Here is a 23,967-nt window from a genome sequence, read left to right on the forward strand (position 1 = left end):
CTAGACCGTGATCTTGGCGTCGGCGATGAGCTTCCGCCAGGTGTCGAACTCCTGGCGAAGGGTGGTGGCCGCCTCGGCGCTCGTGCTGCCGCGCCCCTCGGCGCCGACGCGCTCGAGGCTTGTGGCCGTCTCGGGGCGGCGGATCACCCCCATGGCTGCGGCGTGCATGCGCGCGACGATCCGGTCCGGCGTTGCGGCCGGGACGAGCAGCGCGAGCCAGAGATCGACGACGAAGTCCTCCATCCCGGACTCTCGCATCGTCGGTAGGTCCGGAAAGGCGGCGCTGCGCTGCGCGCCGGTGGTGGCCAGCGCGCGCAGCTTGCCGTCGTTCACCAGGCCACGGGCGCCCGCGATGCTGCTGAAGGCAAAGGCCACCTGCCCCGTCATCATGTCGGTGAAGCCCGCCGCGATGCCGCGATAAGGGACATGCGTCGGCTCGCAGCCGGTAATGCGGCCGAACATCTCGCCGGCCAGGTGCGGCGTGGTGCCGGTGCCGGCGGAGGCGTAGCTCAGCCGTCCCCTGTTCGCCCGCGCATAGGCCACGAACTCCGCGACGCTGCGCACCGGCAGGTCCGGCCCGATGACGAGGACGAGTGGCGAACTGGTGAGGATGGAGACCGGCCGTAGGTCCCTGAAGAGATCATAGGGCACCCGCGACTGGAGCGAGGGGTTGATGACGATCGCCGGGTCCATGATGAGCTGCACGTAGCCGTCTGGCGCCGACTTCGCGACGTAATCGGTGCCGACCACGCCGCCCGCCCCCGGACGGTTCTCGGCGACGACGGATTGGCGCAGCGGCTCGCTCAGCCCTTGCGCGAAGACGCGGCCGACATAGTCCACCACGCCGCCCGGCGCGTAGGGCAGCACGAGGCGGATCGGGCGGTCCGGGAAATCCTGTGCCCAGGCTCGACCTCCACCAGCGGCCGCGAGGGCCGCGGCGGAAAGAAGGGTGCGCCTGTTCAACATCAGCATGGGGTGCCATCCGCCCGAAGGTGTCGCCGACCGTGCCACGCGCTTCCGTAGTTTCTCACGGCGGCTCTTGCGGCCACCCGTCGTTCATGCGCGGCCGGTTCGGGCCGCGGTGTCACGAGCGATCCGAGCATTTGCCCGGACGTAATGTCAAGACATTAGCCCGTTGCCCAGCAATCCTCAGACTTTCGCCAGATCCCGCACCGAGGCCGGGAAAAGCTCCTCGGCCGCGAGAGGCCGCGAGGTCAGTCCCTGCGACCAGGCGTAGTGCGTCATGCGCTCCAGCACATGCGCGTTCGCCGCGGCGCCGTAGGGCCAGAAGTCGTGGCCCATGAGCGCGCGTGTGCGCTCCAGCTCATCCACCGCCCAGGGAAGCGTGGTGTAGAGATGCCCGATCTTCGCATTGTCGATGAGGCAGAGGCGCTTGGCTTCCTCGAAGGCCATCTGCACGTTCACGGGCAACCACGGGAAGCGCTCCACGAGGGAGCGGCGGATGCCGACGAGATGCATGATGGGGAAGATTCGCGTCTCGCGGAAATAAGCCTCCTCCGCCGCGCGGTAGTCGGGAAAGAGCCGCACGACCTCCGGCACGCGCCCGAAGCAGGAGGGGGCACGGGCGGAGAGAAGCGCGTCGATCGCGCCGGAGGCGAGCTGGCCGGAGAGCGTTTCCCCCTCGGGGATGGGGCGCAGCTCGACGCCTTCGGGGAGGTTGATAGAGACGACATTGCCGCGTCCCGCCTCCTCCAGTCCTCCGCTGCGCCAGCGCATCTCCTCTGGCTGCACGCCGTACCCGTCGGCAAGGATGCCTCGCATCCAGAGCGCGACGGTCATCTGGTATTCGGGCACGCCCACGATCCTGCCCCGAAGATCCTCCGGCCGCGCGATGCCGCGGTCCGTGCGGATGTAGAGGGAGGAGTGGCGGAAGAGGCGCGAGGGAAAGACGGGAATGCCGACATAGGGGCAGCGTCCCTCCGCGAGCTGGACCATGTAGCTGGACATGGAGAGCTCGGTGACGTCGAACTCCTGGTGACGGAAGTTGCGGTGGAAGGCCTCCTCCGGTGACATGGCGACGGGGTAGAGGTCGCAGCCGGCGACCGTCACGCGCCCGTCGAACAGCGCGCGCGTGCGGTCGTAGGCGACGCAGGAGAGGCTGAGCGGGACGCGGCTCACCGTAGCGAGGCCCGCATCACGACGCCACCACGCGCCAGGCCATGGTCTCCCCGCCGCGATAGACGAGGGCGCGCTCCTCCGGCCCCTCGACCGAGATTTCCTCCGGCACGGTCCAGGAGGATTTCTCCAGCGTGATCGTCGCCTCGTTCGGCGGCAGGCCATAATGCGCGGGGCCGTTAAGCGAAGCGAAGGCCTCGAGCCTGTCCAGCGCGCCCTCCTCCTCGAAGACCTTCGCATAGGTCTCAATGGCCACGGGCGCGTTGAAGATGCCGGCGGCGCCGACGACGGCGAGCTTCTTGGCCACGGAATGGGGCGCGGAATCGGTGCCGAGGAAGAAGCAGGCCTCGCCGGAGGTCGCGGCCCCGCGTAGCGCGAGCCGGTCCGGCTCCGATTTGATGACGGGCATGACGTAGTTGTAGGGCTTGTTGCCCCAGCCGAGCCAGTCCGTCCGGTTCAGCTCCAGGTGGTAGGGCGTGATGGAGGCGCCGACCTGCGGGGCGGCAGAACGCACGTAGTCGACGCCGACTTTCGAGGAGAGGTGCTCGACGATGAACTTCAGCCCCGGGTAGTCGCGCGTCCAGGGGATCAGCCGGCGCTCGATAAAGACGGCTTCCCGGTCGAAGACATCGACGGCAGGGTCCACCTCCTCCGCGTGCATCAGGAAGCGGATGCCGAGCTTCTCCATCCGCGCGAGCACCGGGCGGATCAGCTCGTAATCCGTCACGCCCGCCGCGGAATTGGTGGTGGCGTTGGCGGGGTAGAGCTTCACCCCGGCGACCACGCCCTCCTTGAAACCACGCTCCACGTCGTCGGGATCGGTGTGGTCAGTAAGGTAGAGCGGCATCAGCGGCTGGAAGTCGGAGCCGGGTGGGCGCGCAGCGAGGAGGCGCTCGCGGTACGCCGCGGCATCCGCGGTGGTGCGGACCGGCGGCACGAGGTTCGGCATCATGATGGCGCGGCCGAAGTGGCGGGCCGTCCAAGGCAGGGCCGCGCGCATCATCTCGTTGTCGCGCACGTGCAGATGCCAGTCGTCTGGCTTGCGGATGGTCAGGCGCTGGGTCACGCGGCACTCCCGGAGGCTTGGGGATCGATGAGCGCGAGCAGGTCCACCGGTGAGAGCGGGACCTGGGCGATGCGGACACCGAAGGGCGAGAGCGCGTCCTCGATGGCGGAGGCGATGGCGGCGGGAACGGGGATCACCCCCGCCTCCCCCACGCCCTTGATGCCCAGCGGGTTCAGCGGGGTGGGGCTGTGCATGTGCAGGATGCGCACGGGCGGCATCTCGGTCGCGGTAACCAGCAGGTAGTCCGCCAGCGTCGTGGAGGTGGGCTGTGCCTCCTCGTCGTAGCGCATGTGCTCGAACAGCGCGTTGCCGATGCCGTGGGCGATGCCGCCCATGAGCTGCCCGTCCACGATGCGCGGGTGTAGCGCGTTGCCGCAGTCATGCGCGAAGACGAGGTTGTTGATGGTGACGCCGCCGGTCTCGGCATCCACTTCCACCTCCGCCACCGCGGTGCCGTTGGCATAGGCCATGGCGTCGATCACAACCTCCTCGCTGGCGCCGAGGCCGGGGCCGCGGCCACCGGGTATGGCGAAGCCGGGCGTGCCCGCCACCGCGCGCGCGACGGCGGCGAGCGTGACCTTCATCTCGGGCACGCCCTTCACCTGCACGGCATCGCCCTCGATCTCGAGGTCGCCCTCCGCCGCCTCCAGCATCGTGGCCGCGACGTGCAGCACCTTCTCCCGCACGCGGGTGGCGGCAACATGCGCCGAACTGCCCGCGAGCACCGCCTGACGGCTGTTGGAGCCGCCGATGCCCATCGGCGCGGCCGCCGTGTCGCCGGCGATGACCTGCACGCGCGACATGTCGCCGCCGAGCTGTTCGGCTACGAGCTGCGCGAGCATGGTGTGGGTGGACTGCCCCATCGCCGCTGCCCCTGTCGCGACGACGATGCGGCCGGACGGCTCGATGCGAACGGAAACGTGCTCGAAGGGGCCGCGCCCCGTCCCCTCCACGTAGTTGGCGATACCGATGCCAAGGTAGCGGCCCTGCGCCCGGGCGGCGCGCTGGCGTTCGGGGAAGCCAGCCCAGTCGGCCCCCTCAAGGGCCATGGACTGGCAGCGCGGATAGTCGCCGCTGTCCAGCACCACCTGCATGCCGCCGCGCGTCTTCAGCGGCGTCGCGTAGGGCATGCGCTCACCGGGAACGAGGTTGCGGCGGCGAATCTCCGCGCGGTCGATGCCGAGGCCTCGCGCGGCCTTGTCGAGCAGGCGCTCCATGGCGAAGACGCCCTGCGGCTGGCCCGCGCCGCGCACGGGGGTGGTCGGCACCTTGTTCGTCACCGCCACCTTCATCGCCATGCGGAAGGTGGGCACGACATAGGCGAGCGGCATGGCCGAGACCGCGCCCTGCGGGATGTTCACGCCGCGCGCCGTCCAGGCCCCGTGATCGTGCACCAGCGTGCCGCGCAGGCCGAGGATGCGGCCTTCGTTGTCGGTCGCCAGCTCCACGTCCCAGGACTGGTCGCGCTCCTGCGTGGTGGCGACGAAGTGCTCGCTGCGATCCTCGATCCACTTCACGGGGCGGCCGAGAAGGCGGGCCGCGAGCGCGACCACCACCTCCTCCGGATAGAAGATGAGCTTCGGGCCGAAGCCGCCGCCGACATCGGGGGTGATGACACGGATCGCCCGCTCCTCCAGCCCCAGCAGGTCGCAGAGGAGGCGATGCGCGGTGTGCGGGGTCTGTGTGCTGCTCCAGACCGTCAGCCGGTCCTCCAGCGGGTCGGGGCGAGCGACGACGCCGCGGCACTCTATGGAATGGCTGCCGCCGCGATGCACCGAGAGGCGCTCGGCGAAGCGGTGTGGGGCGGTGGCGAAGACCGCGTCCACCGCGCCGTACTCGAGCACCAGCTCCGCGGCGAGGTTTGAGGACGCGTCGCGATGGGCGGTCGGCGCGCCGGCCTCCAGGGCGGCGACGCAGTCGGCGACCGGCGGCAGGGGATCGTACTCCACCTCCACCAGCGCCGCGGCATCCTCGGCCAGGTGGCGGCTCTCGGCGACTACCACCGCCACGGCCTCGCCGACATGCACAACCTCGGTCTGCGCCAGCACGGGGCGGTGCAGCTCCTGCCGATAGGCTGGGCTGGGAAGTGCGACGACCAGACGGGTGTCGGTCAGGTAGGGCGCGAGATCGGCCAGGGTGAACACCGCGTGCACGCCGGGCAATGCGCGGGCCGCCTCGGCGTCGATGCGCGCGATCGCTGCGTGCGCGTGGGGGGAGCGCAGGAAGGCGGCGTGCAGCAGGCCGGGCGGAGCAATGTCGTCCACGAAGCGGCCACGGCCCCGGATCAGCGCGGCGTCCTCCACGCGCGGCACGTCGCGGCCGACGAGGCGCGTCGTCGCGGGCGTGGCGGTCATGCCCGCGCCTCCCGCAGCGCCCGCGCGGCCTCCATCGTCGCCGCGACGATGCTGTCATAGCCCGTGCAGCGGCAGAGATTGCCGGAGATGGCGACCCGCACCTCCTCCTCCGTCGGATCCGGGCTGTCCTTCAGGAATTCGGCGAGGGTGGTGAGCATCCCCGGCGTGCAGAAGCCGCATTGCAGCCCGTGGTTGGCGCAGAAGGCGGCCTGGAGAGGGTGAAGCGGGCCGTTCTCGGGTGCCAGCCCCTCCACCGTGGTGACGGACCGCCCCTCGGCCTGAACCGCCAGCACGAGGCAGGCGCGGACCGCGCGGCCGTCCAGCAGCACCGTGCAGGCACCGCAGACGCCGTGCTCGCAGCCGAGATGCGTGCCGGTCAGCCCCAGCGTGCCGCGCAGGAAGTCAGCGAGGTGCTGGCGGACGGGCGTTTCCGCCTCGTGGCGCGTGCCGTTGACGGTCAGGGCGATGCGGCGCGCCGTCATACGGCAGCCCGTGCGGCGGCGGTCTCCAGCGCGCGCCGCGTGAGCACGGCGGACAGGCGGCGACGATACCAGGCGGGGGCCTGCGGGTCGCTCATTGCCTCGATGCCCGCACATTCGGCGGCGGCAGCGCCGAAGGCGGCTTCGGAAGGAGCTTCGCCGACCAGCATTGCCTCCGCGTTGCGCAGACGCAGCGGCCCGGCCCCGAGGCCGCCGAGGGTGAGCGAGGCGCGCGCGATCCGGCTGCCCTCAATGACCAGCAGCGCGGCGGCGGAGACGATGGCGTAGTCGCCGTGCCGGCGCGCGAACTCGGTGAAGGCAGCACCGTGGCGGGCGGGCGGGAGGGGCAGGCGGATAGCGGTCAGCATCTCCTCCGGCGCCAGCGCGGGGGTCATGAAGCCCGTTGGGAAGTCGTGGATGGACAGCTCGCGCATGCCCGCCGGTCCCTGCACCTCCAGCACCGCGTCCAGTGCCGTGGCAACCGCCACCAGTTCCGCGGAAGGATCGAGGTTGCAGAGGGAGCCGCCGATCGTGCCGCGGTTGCGCGTCTGGCGGTGCCCGACATGCGAGAGGGCCTCGGCCAGCAGCGGCAGGCGGGCGCGCACCAGCGCGCTCTCCTCGATGTCGCGCTGGCGGGTCATGGCGCCGATCCGGATCGAGCCGCCCTCCTCCGCGATCCCGGTCAGGCCCTCCACGCGGTTGAGGTCGATCAGGTGGTCGGGGAAGGCGACGCGCATGTTCAGCATGGGCATCAGCGACTGCCCGCCCGCGAGAAGCCGCGCGTTGTCGAGCGAGGCGAGCAGCTCCAGCACCTCCTCGATGCTGCGGGGATCGTGATAGGCGAAGGGCGCGGGCTTCATGCAGCGCCGTCCAGCATCCGGCGCACCTGCGCGGGCAGGATGGGCAGGGAGGTAACGGCACCGGGCCGGCGCAGTGCGTCGTCCACAGCCGCGGCGACGGCGGCACCGACCGCGTTCGTTCCCCCCTCCCCGGCGCCCTTCACGCCCAGCGGGTTGAGCGGGCTCGGCGCGTCCTCGGCGATCAGCACGTCTACTACCGGCATCTCGGCAATGGTGGGGATGAGGTAGTCGGCGAAGGTGGTGGAGAGCGGCTGGCCCTGCGGGTCGTAGCGGAACTCCTCGAAGAGCGCGCCGCCGAGGCCCTGAGCGAAGCCGCCGCGGATCTGGCCTTCCACCAGCACCGGGTTGATCGCCCGGCCGATGTCGTTGGCGACGAGGTAGCGCTCCACCGTGACCGCGCCCGTGCCGCGGTCGATGCGCAGTTGCGCGAGGTGCACGCCGTAGGGATAGACCATGTGGTCGCTCCAGAACCACCGCTCGGCAGTCAGGCCGGGCGTGCGGCCGCGCATCTCCGGCGCGTTCGGGCCCATGCGGCGAGCGACCTCCGCGAGCGTCACCGAAGGACCGGCCGGGCCATCGGCTCGGCACACCACGCCTTCGGCGATCGTCAGCTCGGAGGGAGAGAGTTGCAGCAGCGTGCCCGCCGTCTCCAGCGCCATTTCCCGCACCGCCAGCGCCGCCTCCCAGGTGGCGGAGCCGGACATGACGGTGACGCGGGAGGCATGGGCGCCGTTGCCGAACTCAATCCGGTCCGTGCGGCCGCGCACAACGCGGATGCGGGCGTAGTCCACGCCCAGGGCCTCTGCGCAGATCTGCGCCAGGACCGTCTCGACGCCCTGCCCCACCGAGGCCGCACCGCTGACCAGTTCCACCGCGCCCGTCGCATCGATGGAAACGCGCACGCCGTCCGAGGGGCCGAGGCCGCTCTTCTCGACGAAGAAAGCGAGGCCGGCGCCGACGCACTCGCCAGTGGCGCGTCTGGCAGCCAGTTCCTCCTGCATCGCGTCCCAGCCGAAGCGTGCGAGCGCCTTGTCCAGCAAGCCCTCGTAGTCGCCGGAGTCGAGGATGATGTCCGTGCCGAGCGTGTCGAGCGGGCGCGCAAAGGGCATCTCGGCGGCGGCGACGAGGTTGCGGCGCCGCACCTCCACCGGATCGAGGCCAAGGCGGTTGGCGACGGCATCCATCAGCCGCTCCCGCACGAAGGTCGTCTCGAAGCGGCCAGGGGCGCGGTAGGTGGCGGCGGGGGTCTTGTTGGTCAGGCGGAAATGCCCGGCCACGCGATAAGCCGGCAGGCGGTAAGGGCCGGGCAGCATGCCCGCTGCCAGGTCCGCCACGCGCGCGCCGTGGGTGCGAACATAGGCGCCCTGGTCGTGGAAGAAGACGTCGTCGATCGCGAGCAGCCGCCCCTCCGCGTCCACGGCAGCGCGGATGCGGTGGTGCTGCTCGCGGGAGTGGTTGGTGGCGACGAAGTGCTCGCGCCGGTCCTCGATCCACTTGATGGACCGGCGCAGGCGCAGCGCCGCGGCGCAGACGAGCAGGTCCTCCGGATAGAGCTCGCCGCGCACGCCGAAGCCGCCGCCGACATGCCCCTCGAAGAGGTGCACGCCGTTCGGCGGGCGCCCGAGCAGGCGGGCGATCTCGTCGCGGTTCCAGTGCTGCTTCTTGGCGGTGCCGTGCAGCTCCAGCACGTCGGACGAGGCGTCGTAGCGGGCGATGGCGCCGCGCGTCTCCAGCGGCACGCCGGAATGCCGGCCGACCGAGAGTTCCAGTTCGATCACCGCGTGTGCCGCGCGGAACGCGGCACCGACCTCGCCGTACTCCTTGCGGACAACCGTGGGCTCCGTGTCGAGACCTGAGGCGAACTCGGCCGGTGGCGCGGTGGCGTCGAGCAGCACGGGAAGCTCCTCCGCCTCCACGACCACCATCTCGGCCGCGTCCTCGGCGCGATAGGCGTCCTCGGCGAAAACGACGGCAACGGGCTCGCCAACATACCGCAGCCGGTCGCGCGCGAGGACCGGCTGGCAATAGGGCTCGAGGCCCCGCACCTTCGTCGCGCGGAAGGGGATGGGCGGGATCTCCGCCACGTCCTCGGCCGTCCAGACCGCGACGACGCCGGGCATGGCGCGCGCGGCGGAGGCGTCCACGCGCAGGAGGCGGGCATGGGCGAGTTCGGCGCGAACCACGCGCATGTGGAGTTGGCGCGAGAAGTTCACGTCGGCGGCGAAGCGTCCCTCGCCACGCAGCAGTGGCCCGTCCTCGATGCGCGCGACGCCCCGGCCGACCACCTTGCCGGGGCCGGCGGGCAGGATGCGACGGCCCGCCGCGGGGGTGATGCCGTCCATCACGTTGCCCCTTCCGTGCTCATCGCGTCTGCCGCCGCGCGGATCGCGCGCGCGATGTTGGCGTAACCGGTGCAGCGGCAGAGATTGGAGGAGAGCGCCTCCACCAACGCCTCGTCGCTTATGCTAGGGTCCGTCTCCAGGATGGCGGTTCCGAGCATGAGGAAGCCCGGCGTGCAGTAGCCGCATTGCAGGGCGTGGTTCTCGGCGAAGGCGCGCTGAAGCGGGTTCAGCGCCCCGCCCTCGGCCAGGCCCTCCACCGTGCGGATCGCGCGGCCCTCCGCCTGCACGGCGAAAAGAAGGCAGGCGCGCACGGGCTGGCCGTCCATCAGCACGGTGCAGGCGCCGCAGACGCCGTGCTCGCAGCCGAGATGCGTACCGGTCAGGCCGCAATCCTCGCGGAGGGCGTCGGCCAGGGTGCGGCGCGCCTCCACGCGGATGGCGTAGGCCTGGCCGTTCACGGTGAGGGTGAAGTCGTGCATGGCGTCGCTCATGGCGCGGGCATCCCCGCCGCGGCCGAGAGGGCACGCCGGATGACGGTCTCGGCGAGATCGAGGCGGTAAGGATCCTCGTCCATGGGCACGAGGCCGGTACGGGCAGTGGCGGCGGCCTCGTGGAACAGCGCCTCGGAGGGCGCGCGGCCAGCGAGCAGAGCTTCCGCTTCGCGAAGTCGGCGCGGACGGTCCTCGACGGCCCCGAGGCCGAGGCGCGGCGCGGCGATCACCCCCTCGCGCAGTTCCAGAACGGCGAGCGCGGCGGCCTGGGCGAAGTCCCCCGCCCGGCGGCTGAACTCGTGGAAGCCCGTGCGGGCGGCGTCGGACAGGACCGGTAGGCGGAGTTCCACCAGGATCTCGTCCGGGGCGAGAGCTGTGGTCATGAAGCCGCCGAAGAAGGCATCGGCCTCGATTACCCGCTCCCCCCGCAGGCTGCGCGCATGGAAGCGGGCGCCGAGGGTTGTGGCCAGGAGGCACCATTCGGAGGCCGGGTCGGCATTCGCCAAGCTGCCGCAGACGGTGCCGCGGGTGCGGATCGGCAGGTGCGCGATATGGCCGCGCACGGCCTCCAGCAGCCGGCCGAGCGGGCCGGGAACGGCCCCCTCCCCCAACGCCGCGTGGCGGACGAGGGGGCCGACGCGCAGCCATCCGTCCTCGACCGCCAGACGGTCGAAGCCGGCGACGTTGTTGATGTCCACAAGGTGCGAGGGGCGCGCGATCCGCAGCGCCATGGCGGGCACGAGGCTCTGTCCGCCCGCGATGACCCTCCCCTCCTCCGGCGCCAGCGCCGCCAGGAGGGAAAGGGCCTCCGCCTCGGTGCGGGGCGCGTGGTAGCGGAAGGGGGCCGGCTTCATGCGCGGCGAAGGGCCCTGCCCAGGGGCCTCCTGCTCCGGTTCATCGCCATGGGGACGCCTCCGCGCGGGCCGGCGCCCGCCGCCATAATGTCAGGACATTTGACGCAGGGCAGGCCGCCACGTCAAGCCCGGCGGATCAGCGCACCCCCGCTTGGATCGGCGAGTCGAGGGTGAACTGGAAGCGTTCGCCGTGGAACCACACCGTGCCGTGCAGCACCGGCGCGCCGGAGGCGGCGAAATAGGTGTGCTCGGTATGCAGCAGCGGCGTGCGTCCGGGTACGCCCAGCGCGCGGGCGATGCGCGCCTCCGTCGGGATGCAGCGCACGGTGTTGGTGATGCGCGCGGGCGACGCACCCAGCGCGGCCGTCAGCAGGGAGATGATGGCCATCTCCTGCAGCATCTCCGCCGTGACGTGGTGGGCCACTGACAGGGGCAGGTAGCGCTGCTCGAAGGCGAAGACCTCGTCGTCGAGGAAGCGCAGGCGCTCTATATGTTCCACCGCTTCCCCTGCCTTCAGCCCGAGGCGCTGGGCGATGACCGCGGGGGCCGGCACCTCCCGCCGCCCCAGAAGCTGGAAGCGCACGGTGCGGCGGGCGGCCCGCATCTCATCCTCGAAGGCGAGGCTGACATCGTGGTTCAGCCGCTCCGGCGCCACGAAGGTGCCCCGCCCCCGCCCGCGCGCGACGAGGCCCATGGAGACGAGCTGCGCCATCGCCTGACGCACGGTGGGCCGGCTGACGCCGAAATAGGCCATGCACTCCAGCTCGGTCGGCAGGGAATGGCCCACCAGCGCCGCGTGGCGCGCCTGGATAGGGGCCGAGAGCCGCTCGGCGAGCTGCATGTAGAGTGGCATTGCGCTTGAAAGGTCGAGTGGCGGCAGGCTTTTCAGCGCGAAGGCGCCGGGTGCGTCGCGGCCGGGGATCCGGTCCGGGGCGTCTCGGACGAGCTCGGCGCGGGGATGGACAGGGGGCATGGCGGCCTTTCTCGGACGTTCTTTCCGTCTAGACCAGGATGGGTCCCGCGTCGAAAAACGCGCCCGGCGGTTGACACCACCTCGTGCTCGGGAAGTATTGTCCTGACATTATGGCGGAACGGCCCGCCGGGCGAGGCGCATGAGCAACCCCCTTCTCACCACCCTCAGCCGCGAACGCCTGCGCGAAGGCTATGAATCCGGCTTCTGGCGCGAGGAGACGATCTACGCCCTGGCGGCCGAGCGCGCCGCGCGCGATCCCGGTGCGCCCGCCCTGCGCGAGGCGGGGCGGCGTATCGCCATCGGGGATCTGGTCGCGGCCGCCGACCGGCTCTCGGCCGAACTGCGCGGCGCCGGGCTGCGGCGGGGCCAGCGCGTGGCAGCCTGGTTGCCCAGCCGGGTGGAGGTGGCCGTCGCCCTCCTCGCCTGCTCGCGCGACGGGCTGGTGCTCTGCCCCTCCCTGCACCGGGACCACACCGTGGCCGAAGTGGCGGGGCTGCTGACGCGCATGCGGGCCGCAGCGCTGATCGCCCAGCCAGGCTACGGCGCCGACGCGGACCGGCACGACATTTTCGCCCAGGTCTCCACCATTCCCTCCCTCCGGCTCGTCCGCCGACTGGAGAAGGCTTCGGAAGCCACGCCGCCTTGGCCCGAAAGCGGGGCCACCCCCGCGCCACCGGTGGCTGACCCCGACAGTGTGGTCTATCTCGCCTTCACCTCGGGCACGACGGGTGCTCCCAAGGGCGTGATGCACAGCGACAACACGCTGCTGGGCAATGCGCGCGCCATCGTGGCGGACTGGTCCCTGGGCCCAGATGACGTCATCGCCACCCTCTCCCCGCTCTCGCACAATCTTGGCTTCGGCTCGATGGTGATCGCCCTCCTCTGCGGGGCGGAACTCGTGATCCACGACCTGCCGCGCGGTCGCTCCCTGCTGGACCGGCTGGTGGAGACGAACACGAGCTACCTCGTCGGCGTTCCCACCCACGCGATCGACCTGCTGCACGAGATGCGCGCGCGGGGGATGAAGACTCTCGGCCGGGTCCGTGGCTTTCGCGTTTCCGGCGCCGCCGTTCCGCGGGCAGTCGTCGCGGGGCTGATCGAGCACGGCGTGACACCGCAGAGCGGCTACGGCATGACCGAGGCTTCCTCCCACCACTACACCCTGCCGGACGACCCGCCGGAGCGGATGGTGGAGACCTCCGGCCGCGTCTGCCCGGGATATGAGGTGCGCGTCTTCGACCGGGACAACGCCGAGCGCGAGCTGCCGGCGGGCGAGGTCGGCCAGATCGGCGGGCGCGGCGCCTCCCTGATGCTCGGCTACTTCGACGAGCAGGGCGCGACCGAGGATAGCTTCAACACGGCCGGCTGGTTCATGACGGGTGACCTCGGCTGGGTGGACGAGGCCGGCTATATCCGTATCACCGGCCGCAAGAAGGACGTGATCATCCGCGGCGGCCACAACATCTTCCCCGCGAAGATCGAGACGCTGGCCATGCAGCACCCCGCCGTGCTGCGCGCCGCCGCCCTGCCCGTGCGGGACGAGCGCCTTGGCGAGAAGGTGTGCCTGGCCGTCATGCCGCGCCCCGGCGCCGTGGTGGGGGCGGAAGATATCCTGCTGCACCTCGATGCCGCGGGCCTCTCAAAATATGACCAGCCCGAATACTTCCTGCTGGTGGAGGAGATCCCGCTGACGGCCAGCGGCAAGATCCTCAAGCGCGCGGTCGCGGCGCGGGTGGAGGCGGGCGAGCTGCAGCCCCGTCCCGTCCGCCTGCCGGCGCGGGCCTGAGGGAGGACGCGCGATGAGGGCAGTTGTCGTGCGGGAGTTCGGCGGGATCGACGCCGTCTCGGTGGAGCAGCGGCCGGACCCGGTGCCGGGCCGAGGCGAGGTGCTGGTGCGCGTCGGCGCGGTGGCGGCCAATTTCGTGGACACGCTGGTGATCGGCGGCACCTACCAGTTCCTGCCCGAGCGGCCCTTCACCCCCGGCAAGGGGCCCGCAGGCACGATCGCCGCGCTGGGAGAAGGCGTGACAGGCCTTTCGATAGGCGAGCGCGTGCTCGCCATGGCGGAGATCGGCGGCTATGCCGAGTTGGCAGTGGCGCCAGCCAACCAGTGCTACCGCCTGCCGGACGGCATGAGCGTCGAGGAGGCGGCTTCCATGTCGCTGGCGGCCGACACCGCCTGGTTCGCGCTGCGCGAGCGCGCGCGGGTGGAGCCGGGCGAGAGCGTGCTGGTGCTGGGAGCAACCGGGGCAGTGGGCATCGCCGCCATACAGCTCGCCAAGGCGTTCGGCGCCAAGGTGCTGGCCGGCGTCTCCTCCATGGCCAAGGCCGACCTCGTGCGCGAGGCCGGAGCGGATGCGGTGATCGACCTCTCGCGCGAGCCGCTGCGCGATAGCCTGAGGGACCAAGTTCGGGCCGAGACCGGTAGCGCCGGGGCGAACGTGGTGCTGGACATGCTCGGCGGAGACCCGTTCGACGCCGCACTTCGAGCTCTTGCGTGGCGCGGCCGGCTGGTGGTGATCGGTTTCGCGGCCGGGCGCATCCCTGCGGTCAAGGCGAACTACCTCTTGGTGAAGAACATAGAGGTCAGTGGGCTGCAGATCAGCGACTACCGCAAGCGCATGCCGGCGCTCGCGCGGCACTGCTTCGAGGAGATCTTCTCCCTTCATGAGGCGGGCAAGCTGCACGCACCGCCCTTCCGCACCTATCCCCTCTCCCAGGCACGGGAGGCGCTGGGGGCGTTGCTTGACCGCAGCGTGCGTGAACGGATCGTCCTGCTGCCAGGGAGCTGAGGCCCGGCAGACTCGGGCCTCCTTCGGGCGTTAACCTGGCAGCCCGGCACAGACCCGTGCCGCGAGGATCACCGCCGCAGGGATTGCAGCATGAAGATTTCACAAGGCTTCCGGCACCAGTCGTTCCGGATCCTCGCCTGCGCCGCGTCCGCGCTGTTCCTCGCTGCACCGGCGGCCCTTGCCCAGGGCACGGCGGGCAACAGCCCCATCTGGAACGGGCGGCAGCACCAGCCCACCCGCGGCGAGACGGAACAGCGCCTGCGCCAGGACGGCACCTCCCCGAGCGACGACAGTGAGCGGAGCCAGTTGCGCGAGCTGAACGAGCTGTCGCGGGAGCTGCTTCCCCCTGGCAGCACCGAGCCGGCGCCCGAAGCCGAGCGGACCGGACGTTAGCACGGGGCGGAGGACGCATTCCCCTCGACAAGTGATCCGCGGCGGCTAGAATTAATTAGCCGCTCAATTCACGCCGCTGGATGAAAGGACCGCCCGATGCCCATCAGTGACGCGGACATGGTCGAGGCCTGGAAAAAGGTCCTGACGTTATCGGAGCTGAAGCCCGGCGAGGTGGTAACGGTGCTGACGGGCCCGGTGACGCACCCGCAGACCCTATCCACGGCGCTGATCGCGGCAAAAGGGATGGGCGCCATCGTGAACCGCCTGGACTTGCCGGCGATGAATGGGCACGCCTCGCTGTCGCGCGACGCCCTGGCCTTCGTGGGCGATACGCCGTTGACGGGGAACCCCGCCGGCATGGCCGCGCTCAAGGCCAGCGACCTTGTGCTCGACCTCATGCTGCTGCTCTTCTCGCCCGAGCAGGGCGAGATCCTGGAGAGCGGCACGCGCATGCTGCTGGCGGTGGAGCCGCCTGAGGTGCTGGCGCGGCTGGTGCCGACCATGGAGGACAAGCGGCGGGTGAAGGCCGCGGCCGAGAAGCTGCGCGCCGCGCGCGAGATGCACGTCACCTCCCCTGCCGGCACGGACCTCCGCTGCGCGCTGGGCGACTACCCGCTGCTGGAGGAGTACGGCTTCGTGGATGCCCCGGGCCGCTGGGACCATTGGCCGAGCGGCTTCCTGGCGACCTGGCCCAACGAGGGCCGGTCCGAGGGCACCATCGTGATCGACCGTGGTGACATCCTGCTGCCGCAGAAGTCCTACGTGCAGGACCGCATCGTGCTCACCGTCCGGAACGGTTACGTGACGAAGGTCGAGGGCGGGCTCGATGCGGATCTGCTGCAGGACTACATGCAGTCCTTCAACGATCCCGAGGCCTATGCCATCTCCCATATCGGCTGGGGGCTGCAGGACCGGGCGCGCTGGTCCGTGCTGTCGCTCTACGACCGCGAGCAGACGATCGGGATGGACGCGCGGGCCTTCGCGGGCAACTTCCTCTTCTCGCTCGGCCCGAATACCGAGGCAGGCGGCACGCGCAACACGCCCTGCCACATCGATATTCCGCTGCGGCACTGCACGGTCCGCCTCGACGGACAGGAAGTGACGCGCGACGGCAAGGTCCTCGACCAGGTCGCGCTCGCCGCCGAATAGGCGCGCGGGATCCTGCCTGACCAAACGGAGCATTCCATGCAGCGTAAGCTTCGCGTCGGCATCGTCGGGGGCGGGATCGGCGGCCTCGCCCTGGCCGCCGCGCTTCGGCAGAACGGGTTGGAGCCGCGGCTCTTCGAGCGCTCCGCGGCTTTCGGCGAGGTCGGCGCCGGCATCCAGATGACGCCGAACGCGGTGAAGGTGATGCGGGCTCTGGGCCTGTTCGAGGAGTTGCGGGCCGTCAGCTTCCTGCCGCAGAACATCATCGGGCGGAACTGGCGGAGCGGCCGCGTGATGTGGCGCACGCCGCTCGCCGAGGACTGCCCCCGCCTCTATGGCGCGCCCTTCTTCCACGTGCACCGCGCCGACCTGCACCGCATCCTGGCCGAGCAACTGCTGCCGGGTGAGGCGCGTCTCGCCTCACCCTGCGTTGGCATCCGACAGGCCGGGAACACCGCCGCCGCCGTGTTCGCCGATGGCACGGAGTTCGAGGCCGATGTCATCGTCGGCGCGGACGGCATTCATTCCATTGTGCGCCGCGAGCTCTTCGGCGACGAACCCGCGCTCTACACCGGCAACATGTGCTGGCGCGCGGTGGTGCCCTTCGATCGGCAGCCGCTCGACTTCGTCAGCCCGGATTCCTCCTTCTGGCTCGGTCCGAACGGGCATGTCGTGACGTATTACGTCTCCAGCGGCCGGGCAGTGAACATCGTCGCCGTGCTTGAATCGAAGGACTGGGTGGCAGAGTCCTGGACCACGCCCAGCACGCGGGAGGAACTGATGGCCGGCTATGCCGGCTGGCACCCGAATCTGCAGAAGCTCTTCTCCAACGTCACCGACACCTTCAAGTGGGGCCTCTTCGACCGCGACCCGATGCCGGGATGGACCAAGGGCCGGGCCACGCTGCTTGGCGACGCGGCGCATCCCATGCTGCCCTTCCTCTCGCAAGGCGCGGCCATGGCGATCGAGGACGGTTACGTGCTCGCCAGCAGCCTGGCCGCTGCGGAGAACCCAGTGGAAGGCCTGGCCCGCTACGAGGCACTGCGCCGCCCGCGCACTGCGCGCGTGCAACTGGAGGCGCGGGAACGCGGGAAGACCTACCACCTCAGCTCCCGCTTCGCGCAGATCAAGCGAGACGTAAAATACTTCGTCCGCAGCGTCATCAACCCGCAGACCACCGGTCTGGGCGCCAACTGGGTTTATGATTACGATGCAACGACCGTGCAGCCGCAGCTTCAACCGGCCTAGGCGCGCCGCTTCGCCCGCGGCCGCGCCGAGGCGCTCCCCACCGGCGCGGCCACGGCCTCGAAGCCGCCGGCCATGAAGGCGACGGTCTCCGCCATCAGGTCCGCCGTGTTGGCCGCGGTCTTCGACAGCTCGTCCAATCGATTCGTATCAGAAACGGCGTAGAGATAGGCACCGACCATCAGCACGAATCGGATATAGGCAGCCGCCTCCGTCAGGTGCGGAACGCAGCGCCGGAACTCCTGCACATAGGCGTGGGTCGAACTGTCATAGCTTTCGCGCCGCATCCGCAGCGCGGCACGTCCCGTCTCCAGGTTGAGCCGCGCCTGCAAGCGGATGAAGGCGCGCCCGCCCGGCGACCCACGAAGCGAGAGGATGCTCGCAATGAAGGCCTCGATCAGTTCAGGCAGGGTCAGCGGCGTCGGCTGCAACTTGAGGGCGGCGAGCCGCGCCAGCCGGTCCTGCCCGATCATTTCCGCCCGGCGTCGATAGGTTTCCTCGAAGAGACCCTGCTTGGACTGGAAGTAGTAGTTCACCAGGGCCTGCGTCACGCCCGCCTCACCCGCGATGTCGCGCAGGGAGGCGCCATCGAATCCCAGGTTGCCGAATTTGCGCTCGGCCGCATCGAGGATGCGTTCCCGCAGGTCGCTTGGACCCTCCGGCCGTCCTGGGCCGGTCCGGCGCCGCACAACCTTCTTCGCGCCCCCTCGAAGAGCAAGGGCCGGTGTCGCTGCGGGTGGTGCTGACCCGCTGCCACGGCCAGTTCCGGCACGCATCACGCTGCACTCCACTGGCCACGAGGCACGGCCCATGCCGTCGCCGCGGGATGGCAGAGCTTCGCGAACGTCGACTCACGAACAGCCCGGCACGGGTCGCGCAACGGACGCGCCAGCGCGTCGGACATGGGGCTTCCTCCTCTTGAGCAGGGCATGGAACCACTACTGCCGGCAGGACGGAAGAGCGGCTCAATTAATTGGTTGACCAAATATCTGTGGCGCTCTGGCTGGCATTCTGCTTGCTTTGCTCGGAAGCAGTTCCATCCAGCGGCGCTTGCCGTCGCCAAGGCCCGAGTGGGCAAGGAGAATGGGAATGTTGGACCTTCGTCGGTTCCTCGCTGGTCTTGTGATGCTCGGCGCCTCGGCCAGTGCCGCGATCGCCCAGCCCCAGTCCGTCCGCATCGGTGTCATCGAACCCCAGACCGGCCCCGTCGCCTTCGACGGGACGAGCGTGCTGCGCGGCGCGCGCCTCGCAGCCGAGGAGATCAACCGCGCCGGCGGTGTGCTCGGTCGTCCGTTAGAGCTCGTGATCGCCGATGGCGCCTGCCGCCCGGCCGATTCCGTCGCTGCCGCGGAACGCCTCATCACTTCCGAGAAGGTCGCCGCCCTGATGGGCGCCTTCTGCAGTGGCGCAACCCAGGCGGTGATGCCGATTGCCGAGCGTAACCGCATCCCGCTAGTGACCGGCGTCTCCTCCCTTCCCACGCTGACAGAGGCCGGCAACCGCTGGTTCTTCCGCAACGCCGAAACCGACGCGGTGCTCGCCGCTGCCTTCGCGCGCGGGCTGGTGGAGCAGACGAAGGCGAAGACTGTCGCCTTCCTCGCCGTCAACGACGACTGGGGCCGCGGCACCGTCGGTGCATTCCGCGGCGTCTTCGAACGACTTGGCGTCACCATATCGATGGCCGAGTTCTTCGATCATTCCGCCAGCGACTTCTACACGCCGCTGACCCGCATCCGCAGCGCGCGGCCTGATCTCGTGGTTGTCGTGGCCGAGACCCAGGCCGCCGCGACCCTGGTGAAGCAGGCACGCGAGCTGCGCCTTTCCTCCAGGATCTTCGGCGTCGGCGCCTGGTCCACGCCTACCTTCCTGAATCTCGTCGGCTCCGCGGCCAATGGGCTGCTGGCAGGCGTCGCCTATACGGCGACTGCGCCGGGCGACCTCAACGCCGCCTTCGTGCAGGCCTACCGCGCCGCCAACAACGAGGACCCCGGCAAGTACTCGGCCTCCGGCTACACCACGATGCACCTCATCGCCCAGGCCATCGCCCGCGCCGGCTCCACGGACGCGGTCGCGATCCAGACCGCGTTGGAAGCTACCGACTATACCGGCCCAACCGGCAACCTGCGCTTCGACGGCAAGCACCAGGTCTACGGCCTGCAGCTCTATGTCGTAGAGATCGAGAATGGCCGGCCGGAAGTCCGCGGCACGGCGCGCATCGAGCGCGCCGACTGAAGCGCGGAGGAGAGATCGGTGCTCCTGGGCGATATACTGCAATTCGCGCTGAACGGCGTGGTGACGGGCTGCTTCTACGCGCTGATGGCGCTCGGCCTCTCCCTTGTCTTCGGGCTGATGAACATCGTCAATTTCGCCCATGGCGCGCTCTTCGTGCTTGGGGGCATGCTCGCCAGCGAGGCGACGAACCGGCTCGGCCTGCCCTTCTGGGCGGCCGTGCCTGCCGTGCTCCTGGTGATGTGGGCCGTGGGCGTGGCGATCGAGGGCGGCCTGCTCGCCCGCATGCGGGACGCGCATATTCTGCCGGTCACGCTGGTAACGATCGGCCTTTCGACCTTTCTCGTGAACACCATGCTCATGCTCTTCGGCACTGAGCCGAAAAACGTGGAGACCGGCTTCTCCGGCCCGCCGTTCTTCCTCGGCGACGTCATCATCTCCCAGTCCCGCGTGCTGGCGATCGGCGTCTCGGCGGTCGCGATCCTCGCCACCTGGGTGCTGATCGCCCATACCCGCGCGGGGCGGGCCATGCGTGCGGTCTTCCAGCAGCCTGAGGCCGCGGCTCTCGCGGGCATCCCCATCGCGCGCGTCCACCGCTTTACCTTCGCCCTCGGCACGACGCTCGCGGGGCTGGCCGGCATCCTCCTCGGCGCCGTTTTCGTTGTGCATCCCAACACGGCGGAGCCCGCGGCGGTGAAGGCTTTCGTCGTCATCATTCTCGGCGGCATCGGAAGTCTGCCCGGGGCTGTGCTGGGCGGCCTCCTGCTCGGCCTTGCCGAGAGCCTCTGGGGCGGCTTCGTCTCCACCGGCTACATGGACGCGGTCGGCTTCGTCCTCGTCATCGCCATCCTTCTTTTCCGTCCCAGCGGGTTGCTCGGCGCTCCCGCCGCGCGCGAGGGCTGAGCCCCATGACCGAGAACCGCACCGTCGTGCTTCTGCTCCTGCTCGCCGCGATCCTGCCGGCCTTTGCGGGTGGCCAATACGTCATGCATCTGCTGATCATGACCTTCTTCTACGCGATGCTCTCTACCAGCCTGAACCTGATCGTCGGCTATGTCGGGGAGCTGTCGCTGGGCCACGCAGCCTTCTTCGGCCTCGGCGCCTATGCCTCCGCCGTGCTCTCACTGGAAGCCGGCCTGCCCTTCTTCGCGTGCCTCCCGGTGGCGGGGGTAGTCGCGGGTCTCGCCGCGCTGCTCATCGGCTCGATCACCCTGCGGCTTGAGGGGCACTTCTTTGTCCTCATCTCACTGGCCTTCGCGGAGGTGCTGCGCTACGTCGTCATCAATTCCATCGATCTGCTGCGCGGCCCCCTTGGCTATCCCAACGTCCCCGCGCCGCGCCTTTCCCTGGGCGGCACGGTGCTGGCCGATTTCTCCTCCAAGATCCATTTCTACTATCTCGGCCTCGCCCTTCTCGCCCTGACGCTCCTCGCCGCCTGGCGCTTCGCGCGATCCAGCTACGGCCTCGGCGCCATCGCGGTGAGGGAGAACCGGCGCCTCGCCCGCGCCGTTGGCATCGACCCCTTCCGCCACGCTCTCGTGGCCTTCGTGGTGGGCGGCGCGCTGGCAGGACTGGCGGGTTCCTTCTACGCCCACTATCTCACCTTCGTCGGGCCGGAGGTGCTGGGCTTCGGCTTCACCCTTTCCGCGCTGATGATGGTGGTGATCGGCGGCCGCGGCACGCTGCTCGGGCCGTTGCTCGGCGCGGCGGTCGTCGGCATCACGCTCGAACTCCTGCGCTCGGTGAACGAGGCGCGGCTGAGCATCTTCGGCATCCTCCTTGTCCTTGCCGTGATCTTTCTGCCGGACGGCCTGGTCAGCTTGGCCGCGCGCTGGCGTCGCCCGACGCTGGAGGCCGATCAGGCCACCGCGGCCCTCGACTCCCCCTTGCGGCCCTGAAGGATGGCGATGCTCGAAATTAGCGGGATCTCGAAGCGCTACGGCGGCCTGCAGGCCGTGAAGGACGTCAACCTGACCGTCGCGAAAGGCGAGATCGTCAGCCTCATCGGTCCGAATGGTGCGGGGAAGACAACGCTGTTCAACCTCGTCACCGGCTTCGCACGGCCGGATACCGGCCATGTCAGGCTGGAGGGCGACGAGGTGACGGGCCTCCCGCCCGAGGCCATCGCGCGGCACGGCATGGTTCGCAGCTTCCAGATCACCAATGTCTTTGCCAATCTGCCCGTGATCGAGAACCTGCGCCTCGCAAGCTACCTCCACCTGCGCGCCGATCTGACCAGCGACGTGCTCGGCCTCAGCCCGGCGCGCGAAAAGGCCGCGCGCACGATGGAGGAGGCGCGCCGTATCCTCGCACTTCTCGACCTCGCGAAGTTCAGCGCGACGCCCGCCAAGCGCCTGGCCTACGGCCAGCTCCGCCTGCTGGAGATCGCCATCGCCCTCTGCGTCCGCCCGCGCCTGCTGTTGCTCGATGAGCCGGCCGCTGGCCTCAACAGCCGCGAGGGCGAGCACCTGACGGCCCTGCTGCGCCGCCTGCGCGACGAGACCGGCCTCACCATTCTTCTGGTTGAGCACGACATGGACCTCGTCATGGCCGTTTCCGACCGCGTCGTGGTGCTGAACTTCGGCGAGAAGATCGCGGAGGGCACGCCCGCCCAGGTGAAGGAGGACCCGCGCGTCGTCGAGGCCTATCTCGGCACGCCCTTCGAGGAGGAGCCGGCCTGATGCTCGAGCTCGACGGGGTGACGAGCGGTTACGGTGCCGTCACCATCCTCCAGGGCGTCTCCCTCAGCGTCGGCGAGGGCGAGGTCGTCGCCCTGCTCGGTCCGAACGGCGCGGGCAAGACAACCACGCTGCGCACCATCTCCGCCCTGCTGCGCCCGCGCGCGGGGAGGATCCGCTTCAACGGCCAGGAGATCACCCGTGCGGAGCCTGACGCCGTGGTCCGGCTCGGACTGGCCCACTGCCCCGAGGAACGCAAGGTCTGGCCGCGCATGACGGTAGCCGAGAACCTCGAACTGGGTGCCTATACCGTCTCGGATCGCACCGCGATCCGCGACCGCATGGAGGAGGTCTTCACGAGCTTCCCCGTGCTGCGGGAACGGCGCACGGAATATGCGGGGCGACTCAGCGGCGGCCAGCAGCAGATGCTGGCGGTGGGACGCGCGCTCATGTCGGCACCGAAGCTGCTCCTTCTGGATGAGCCCTCCCTTGGGCTCAGCCCGCTGTTGATGCAGCAGGTCGCCGGCATCATCCGCGCCGTGCACGCGCGCGGCGTCTCCGTGCTGCTGGTGGAGCAGAACATCAGCCTCGCCCTGCACTTGGCCTCCCGCGCGTATGTCCTCTCCTCCGGCCGTGTCGTCGCGGACAGCCCGACGCGGGCGCTTCGTGCGGACAAGACGATGCTCCAGGCCTATCTCGGCGGCTGAGCCGCCCCGCATCACGAGGGTTCAGACATGCCCCGCGCGCCCAAGGTCATCGTGATCGGTGCCGGCCTCGGCGGCCTCGCCGCCGCCACCGCGCTCCGCCGCCGCGGTGCCGAGGTTTCCATCCACGAGCAGGCCGCCGCCATTGGCGAGGTGGGCGCTGGCATCCAGATCACGCCGAACGGGGTGAAGGCGCTGCGCGGCCTCGGACTGGAGGAGGATATCCTGCGCGCCGGCTTCCGGCCGCAGGCCATCATCGGCCTCGACGGCATCACGGGGCGGGAAGCCTTCCGCACCCCCCTTTCCGACAGCACGACGATGTATGGCGCCCCCTATCTGCAGGCACATCGTGCCGAGTTGCACGCCATCCTGCTGAAGGGCACCGCGGGCGCCCCGCTTCATCTCGGCGCCCGTTGCACGGGCATCCGCACCGAAGGCGAGCAGGCGGTCGCCCGCTTTGCCGATGGCAGCGAGGCGGAAGGCGACCTCGTCGTCGGCGCGGACGGCATCCATTCCGTCGTGCGCCGCACGCTCTTCGGCGACGTGCCGGCGCGCTACACCGGCACCATGTGCTGGCGCGGCATCGTGCCCTTCGAGGTGCCGGACTTCGACCTCGTCGCCCCCGCCACCTCCGTCTGGAACGGCCCGCACGGGCACGTCGTCACCTATTGGATCCGCGGTGGGCGGGGCGTGAACATCGTCGCCGTCCACGAGACGGCGGCGTGGCAGGACGAGAGTTGGAGCGCCCGTTCCACCCGTGATGAGATGCTCGCCGCCTACCCTGGCTGGCACCCCCGCCTGCTGACGTTGCTCGGCATGGCCGAGGAGGTCTTCAAATGGGGCCTCTACGACCGCGACCCGCAGGAGAGCTGGACCAAGGGGCGGGCGACCCTGCTGGGCGACGCCGCGCATCCCATGCTCCCGTTCCTTTCCCAGGGTGCGGCCATGGCGCTTGAGGACGGCTACGTCCTCGGCCGGGAGGTCGGCGAGGCCGGTGCCTCCGGTTTTCCGGCGGCGCTCGCGGCCTATGAGCGCCAGCGCATCCCCCGCACCACCCGCGTGCTGCTGCGGGCGCGGGAACAGGGGCGGAAGAACCACCTCGTCTCACCCTGGGCGCGCCGCTGGCGCGACGCCGTCTATTTTGCGAAAGGCCTCATCAACCCGCAGAAGACCGGCCTCGGCGGGGATTGGCTCTACGAGCACGACGTCGCCGGAAGCGCCTAGG

The 23,967-nt window shown here is 70.1% G+C and carries 22 protein-coding genes; 11 read left to right on the forward strand and 11 right to left on the reverse strand.

Translation table 11 applies throughout. From position 1 onward, the window contains the following. The 10 genes from BO39_RS21960 to BO39_RS30310 all read right to left on the reverse strand — a co-directional run bounded on the left by BO39_RS21960 (position 1) and on the right by BO39_RS30310 (position 11,555). Positions 1-972: a tripartite tricarboxylate transporter substrate binding protein gene (locus BO39_RS21960; protein ID WP_043837520.1), complete on the reverse strand. Its 972-nt coding sequence runs from the start codon at positions 970-972 to the stop codon at positions 1-3. Between the two features lie 177 nt (positions 973-1,149). Then, positions 1,150-2,139, reverse strand: coding sequence for a type 2 periplasmic-binding domain-containing protein (locus BO39_RS21965; protein ID WP_043837522.1), 990 nt, complete (start codon positions 2,137-2,139; stop codon positions 1,150-1,152). A gap of 16 nt (positions 2,140-2,155) precedes the next feature. Next, positions 2,156-3,202 carry a dihydroorotase gene (pyrC, locus tag BO39_RS21970; RefSeq protein ID WP_043837524.1) on the reverse strand — a complete coding sequence of 349 codons (1,047 nt, stop codon included), beginning with the start codon at positions 3,200-3,202 and terminating at the stop codon, positions 2,156-2,158. After that, on the reverse strand, positions 3,199-5,556 hold the full coding sequence (locus tag BO39_RS21975; protein WP_043837526.1) for a xanthine dehydrogenase family protein molybdopterin-binding subunit: 2,358 nt from the start codon (positions 5,554-5,556) through the stop codon (positions 3,199-3,201). The genes pyrC and BO39_RS21975 overlap by 4 nt, the downstream gene beginning before the upstream one ends. Further along, the gene (locus BO39_RS21980; protein WP_043837528.1) at positions 5,553-6,038 is read right to left on the reverse strand and encodes a (2Fe-2S)-binding protein; all 486 of its coding nucleotides are present in this window, start codon (positions 6,036-6,038) and stop codon (positions 5,553-5,555) included. The genes BO39_RS21975 and BO39_RS21980 overlap by 4 nt, the downstream gene beginning before the upstream one ends. Next, positions 6,035-6,895, reverse strand: coding sequence for an FAD binding domain-containing protein (locus BO39_RS21985; RefSeq protein WP_043837531.1), 861 nt, complete (start codon positions 6,893-6,895; stop codon positions 6,035-6,037). The genes BO39_RS21980 and BO39_RS21985 overlap by 4 nt, the downstream gene beginning before the upstream one ends. Beyond that, on the reverse strand, positions 6,892-9,237 hold the full coding sequence (locus tag BO39_RS21990) for a xanthine dehydrogenase family protein molybdopterin-binding subunit (RefSeq protein ID WP_052402444.1): 2,346 nt from the start codon (positions 9,235-9,237) through the stop codon (positions 6,892-6,894). The genes BO39_RS21985 and BO39_RS21990 overlap by 4 nt, the downstream gene beginning before the upstream one ends. Beyond that, positions 9,237-9,728 carry a (2Fe-2S)-binding protein gene (locus tag BO39_RS21995; protein ID WP_043837533.1) on the reverse strand — a complete coding sequence of 164 codons (492 nt, stop codon included), beginning with the start codon at positions 9,726-9,728 and terminating at the stop codon, positions 9,237-9,239. Before BO39_RS21995 ends, BO39_RS21990 begins: the two co-directional genes overlap by 1 nt. Next, complete coding sequence (locus BO39_RS22000; protein ID WP_043837535.1) at positions 9,725-10,582, reverse strand: FAD binding domain-containing protein; 858 nt, start codon at positions 10,580-10,582, stop codon at positions 9,725-9,727. The genes BO39_RS21995 and BO39_RS22000 overlap by 4 nt, the downstream gene beginning before the upstream one ends. 136 nt (positions 10,583-10,718) lie before the next feature. Beyond that, positions 10,719-11,555: a GntR family transcriptional regulator gene (locus tag BO39_RS30310; protein ID WP_052402445.1), complete on the reverse strand. Its 837-nt coding sequence runs from the start codon at positions 11,553-11,555 to the stop codon at positions 10,719-10,721. Between the two features lie 139 nt (positions 11,556-11,694). Between BO39_RS30310 and BO39_RS22010 the strand changes: the two genes are divergently transcribed. The 5 genes from BO39_RS22010 (at position 11,695) to BO39_RS22030 (ending at position 17,134) form a co-directional block, all read left to right on the forward strand. Next, on the forward strand, positions 11,695-13,341 hold the full coding sequence (locus BO39_RS22010) for a class I adenylate-forming enzyme family protein (protein WP_043837538.1): 1,647 nt from the start codon (positions 11,695-11,697) through the stop codon (positions 13,339-13,341). 13 nt (positions 13,342-13,354) lie between these two features. Next, positions 13,355-14,347 carry an NADPH:quinone oxidoreductase family protein gene (locus BO39_RS22015; protein WP_043837541.1) on the forward strand — a complete coding sequence of 331 codons (993 nt, stop codon included), beginning with the start codon at positions 13,355-13,357 and terminating at the stop codon, positions 14,345-14,347. 90 nt (positions 14,348-14,437) lie between these two features. Beyond that, a complete protein-coding gene (locus tag BO39_RS22020; protein WP_043837543.1) occupies positions 14,438-14,740 on the forward strand; it encodes a hypothetical protein in 303 nt (100 codons plus the stop codon). A gap of 96 nt (positions 14,741-14,836) precedes the next feature. Next, positions 14,837-15,889 carry a 2,5-dihydroxypyridine 5,6-dioxygenase NicX family protein gene (locus BO39_RS22025; protein WP_043837545.1) on the forward strand — a complete coding sequence of 351 codons (1,053 nt, stop codon included), beginning with the start codon at positions 14,837-14,839 and terminating at the stop codon, positions 15,887-15,889. Between the two features lie 36 nt (positions 15,890-15,925). Next, positions 15,926-17,134, forward strand: a complete 1,209-nt coding sequence (locus BO39_RS22030; RefSeq protein WP_043837547.1) for an FAD-dependent monooxygenase — start codon at positions 15,926-15,928, stop codon at positions 17,132-17,134. Here the strand turns inward: BO39_RS22030 and BO39_RS22035 are convergent. After that, the gene (locus BO39_RS22035) at positions 17,131-17,820 is read right to left on the reverse strand and encodes a TetR/AcrR family transcriptional regulator (protein WP_052402446.1); all 690 of its coding nucleotides are present in this window, start codon (positions 17,818-17,820) and stop codon (positions 17,131-17,133) included. The two genes, BO39_RS22030 and BO39_RS22035, sit on opposite strands and share 4 nt — an antisense overlap. A gap of 400 nt (positions 17,821-18,220) precedes the next feature. Between BO39_RS22035 and BO39_RS22040 the strand changes: the two genes are divergently transcribed. From BO39_RS22040 to BO39_RS22065, 6 genes are read left to right on the forward strand one after another with little or no spacing between them, the layout of a single operon-like run. Next, the gene (locus BO39_RS22040) at positions 18,221-19,363 is read left to right on the forward strand and encodes an ABC transporter substrate-binding protein (RefSeq protein ID WP_211257514.1); all 1,143 of its coding nucleotides are present in this window, start codon (positions 18,221-18,223) and stop codon (positions 19,361-19,363) included. Positions 19,364-19,381: 18 nt separating this feature from the next. Next, a complete protein-coding gene (locus tag BO39_RS22045; protein WP_211257515.1) occupies positions 19,382-20,263 on the forward strand; it encodes a branched-chain amino acid ABC transporter permease in 882 nt (293 codons plus the stop codon). A 5-nt stretch (positions 20,264-20,268) separates the two neighbouring features. Continuing rightward, positions 20,269-21,258, forward strand: a complete 990-nt coding sequence (locus BO39_RS22050; protein ID WP_043837549.1) for a branched-chain amino acid ABC transporter permease — start codon at positions 20,269-20,271, stop codon at positions 21,256-21,258. 9 nt (positions 21,259-21,267) lie between these two features. Next, the gene (locus BO39_RS22055; protein WP_211257516.1) at positions 21,268-22,041 is read left to right on the forward strand and encodes an ABC transporter ATP-binding protein; all 774 of its coding nucleotides are present in this window, start codon (positions 21,268-21,270) and stop codon (positions 22,039-22,041) included. After that, the gene (locus BO39_RS22060; protein WP_043837554.1) at positions 22,041-22,745 is read left to right on the forward strand and encodes an ABC transporter ATP-binding protein; all 705 of its coding nucleotides are present in this window, start codon (positions 22,041-22,043) and stop codon (positions 22,743-22,745) included. Before BO39_RS22055 ends, BO39_RS22060 begins: the two co-directional genes overlap by 1 nt. A gap of 27 nt (positions 22,746-22,772) precedes the next feature. After that, positions 22,773-23,966 (forward strand): FAD-dependent monooxygenase, encoded by a 1,194-nt coding sequence (locus BO39_RS22065; RefSeq protein ID WP_043837556.1) that lies wholly within the window; start codon positions 22,773-22,775, stop codon positions 23,964-23,966. Position 23,967 lies beyond the last annotated feature (1 nt).

It is taken from the genome of Roseomonas aerilata DSM 19363, assembly GCF_000711725.1.
In the GTDB taxonomy this organism is placed as follows: domain Bacteria; phylum Pseudomonadota; class Alphaproteobacteria; order Acetobacterales; family Acetobacteraceae; genus Roseomonas; species Roseomonas aerilata.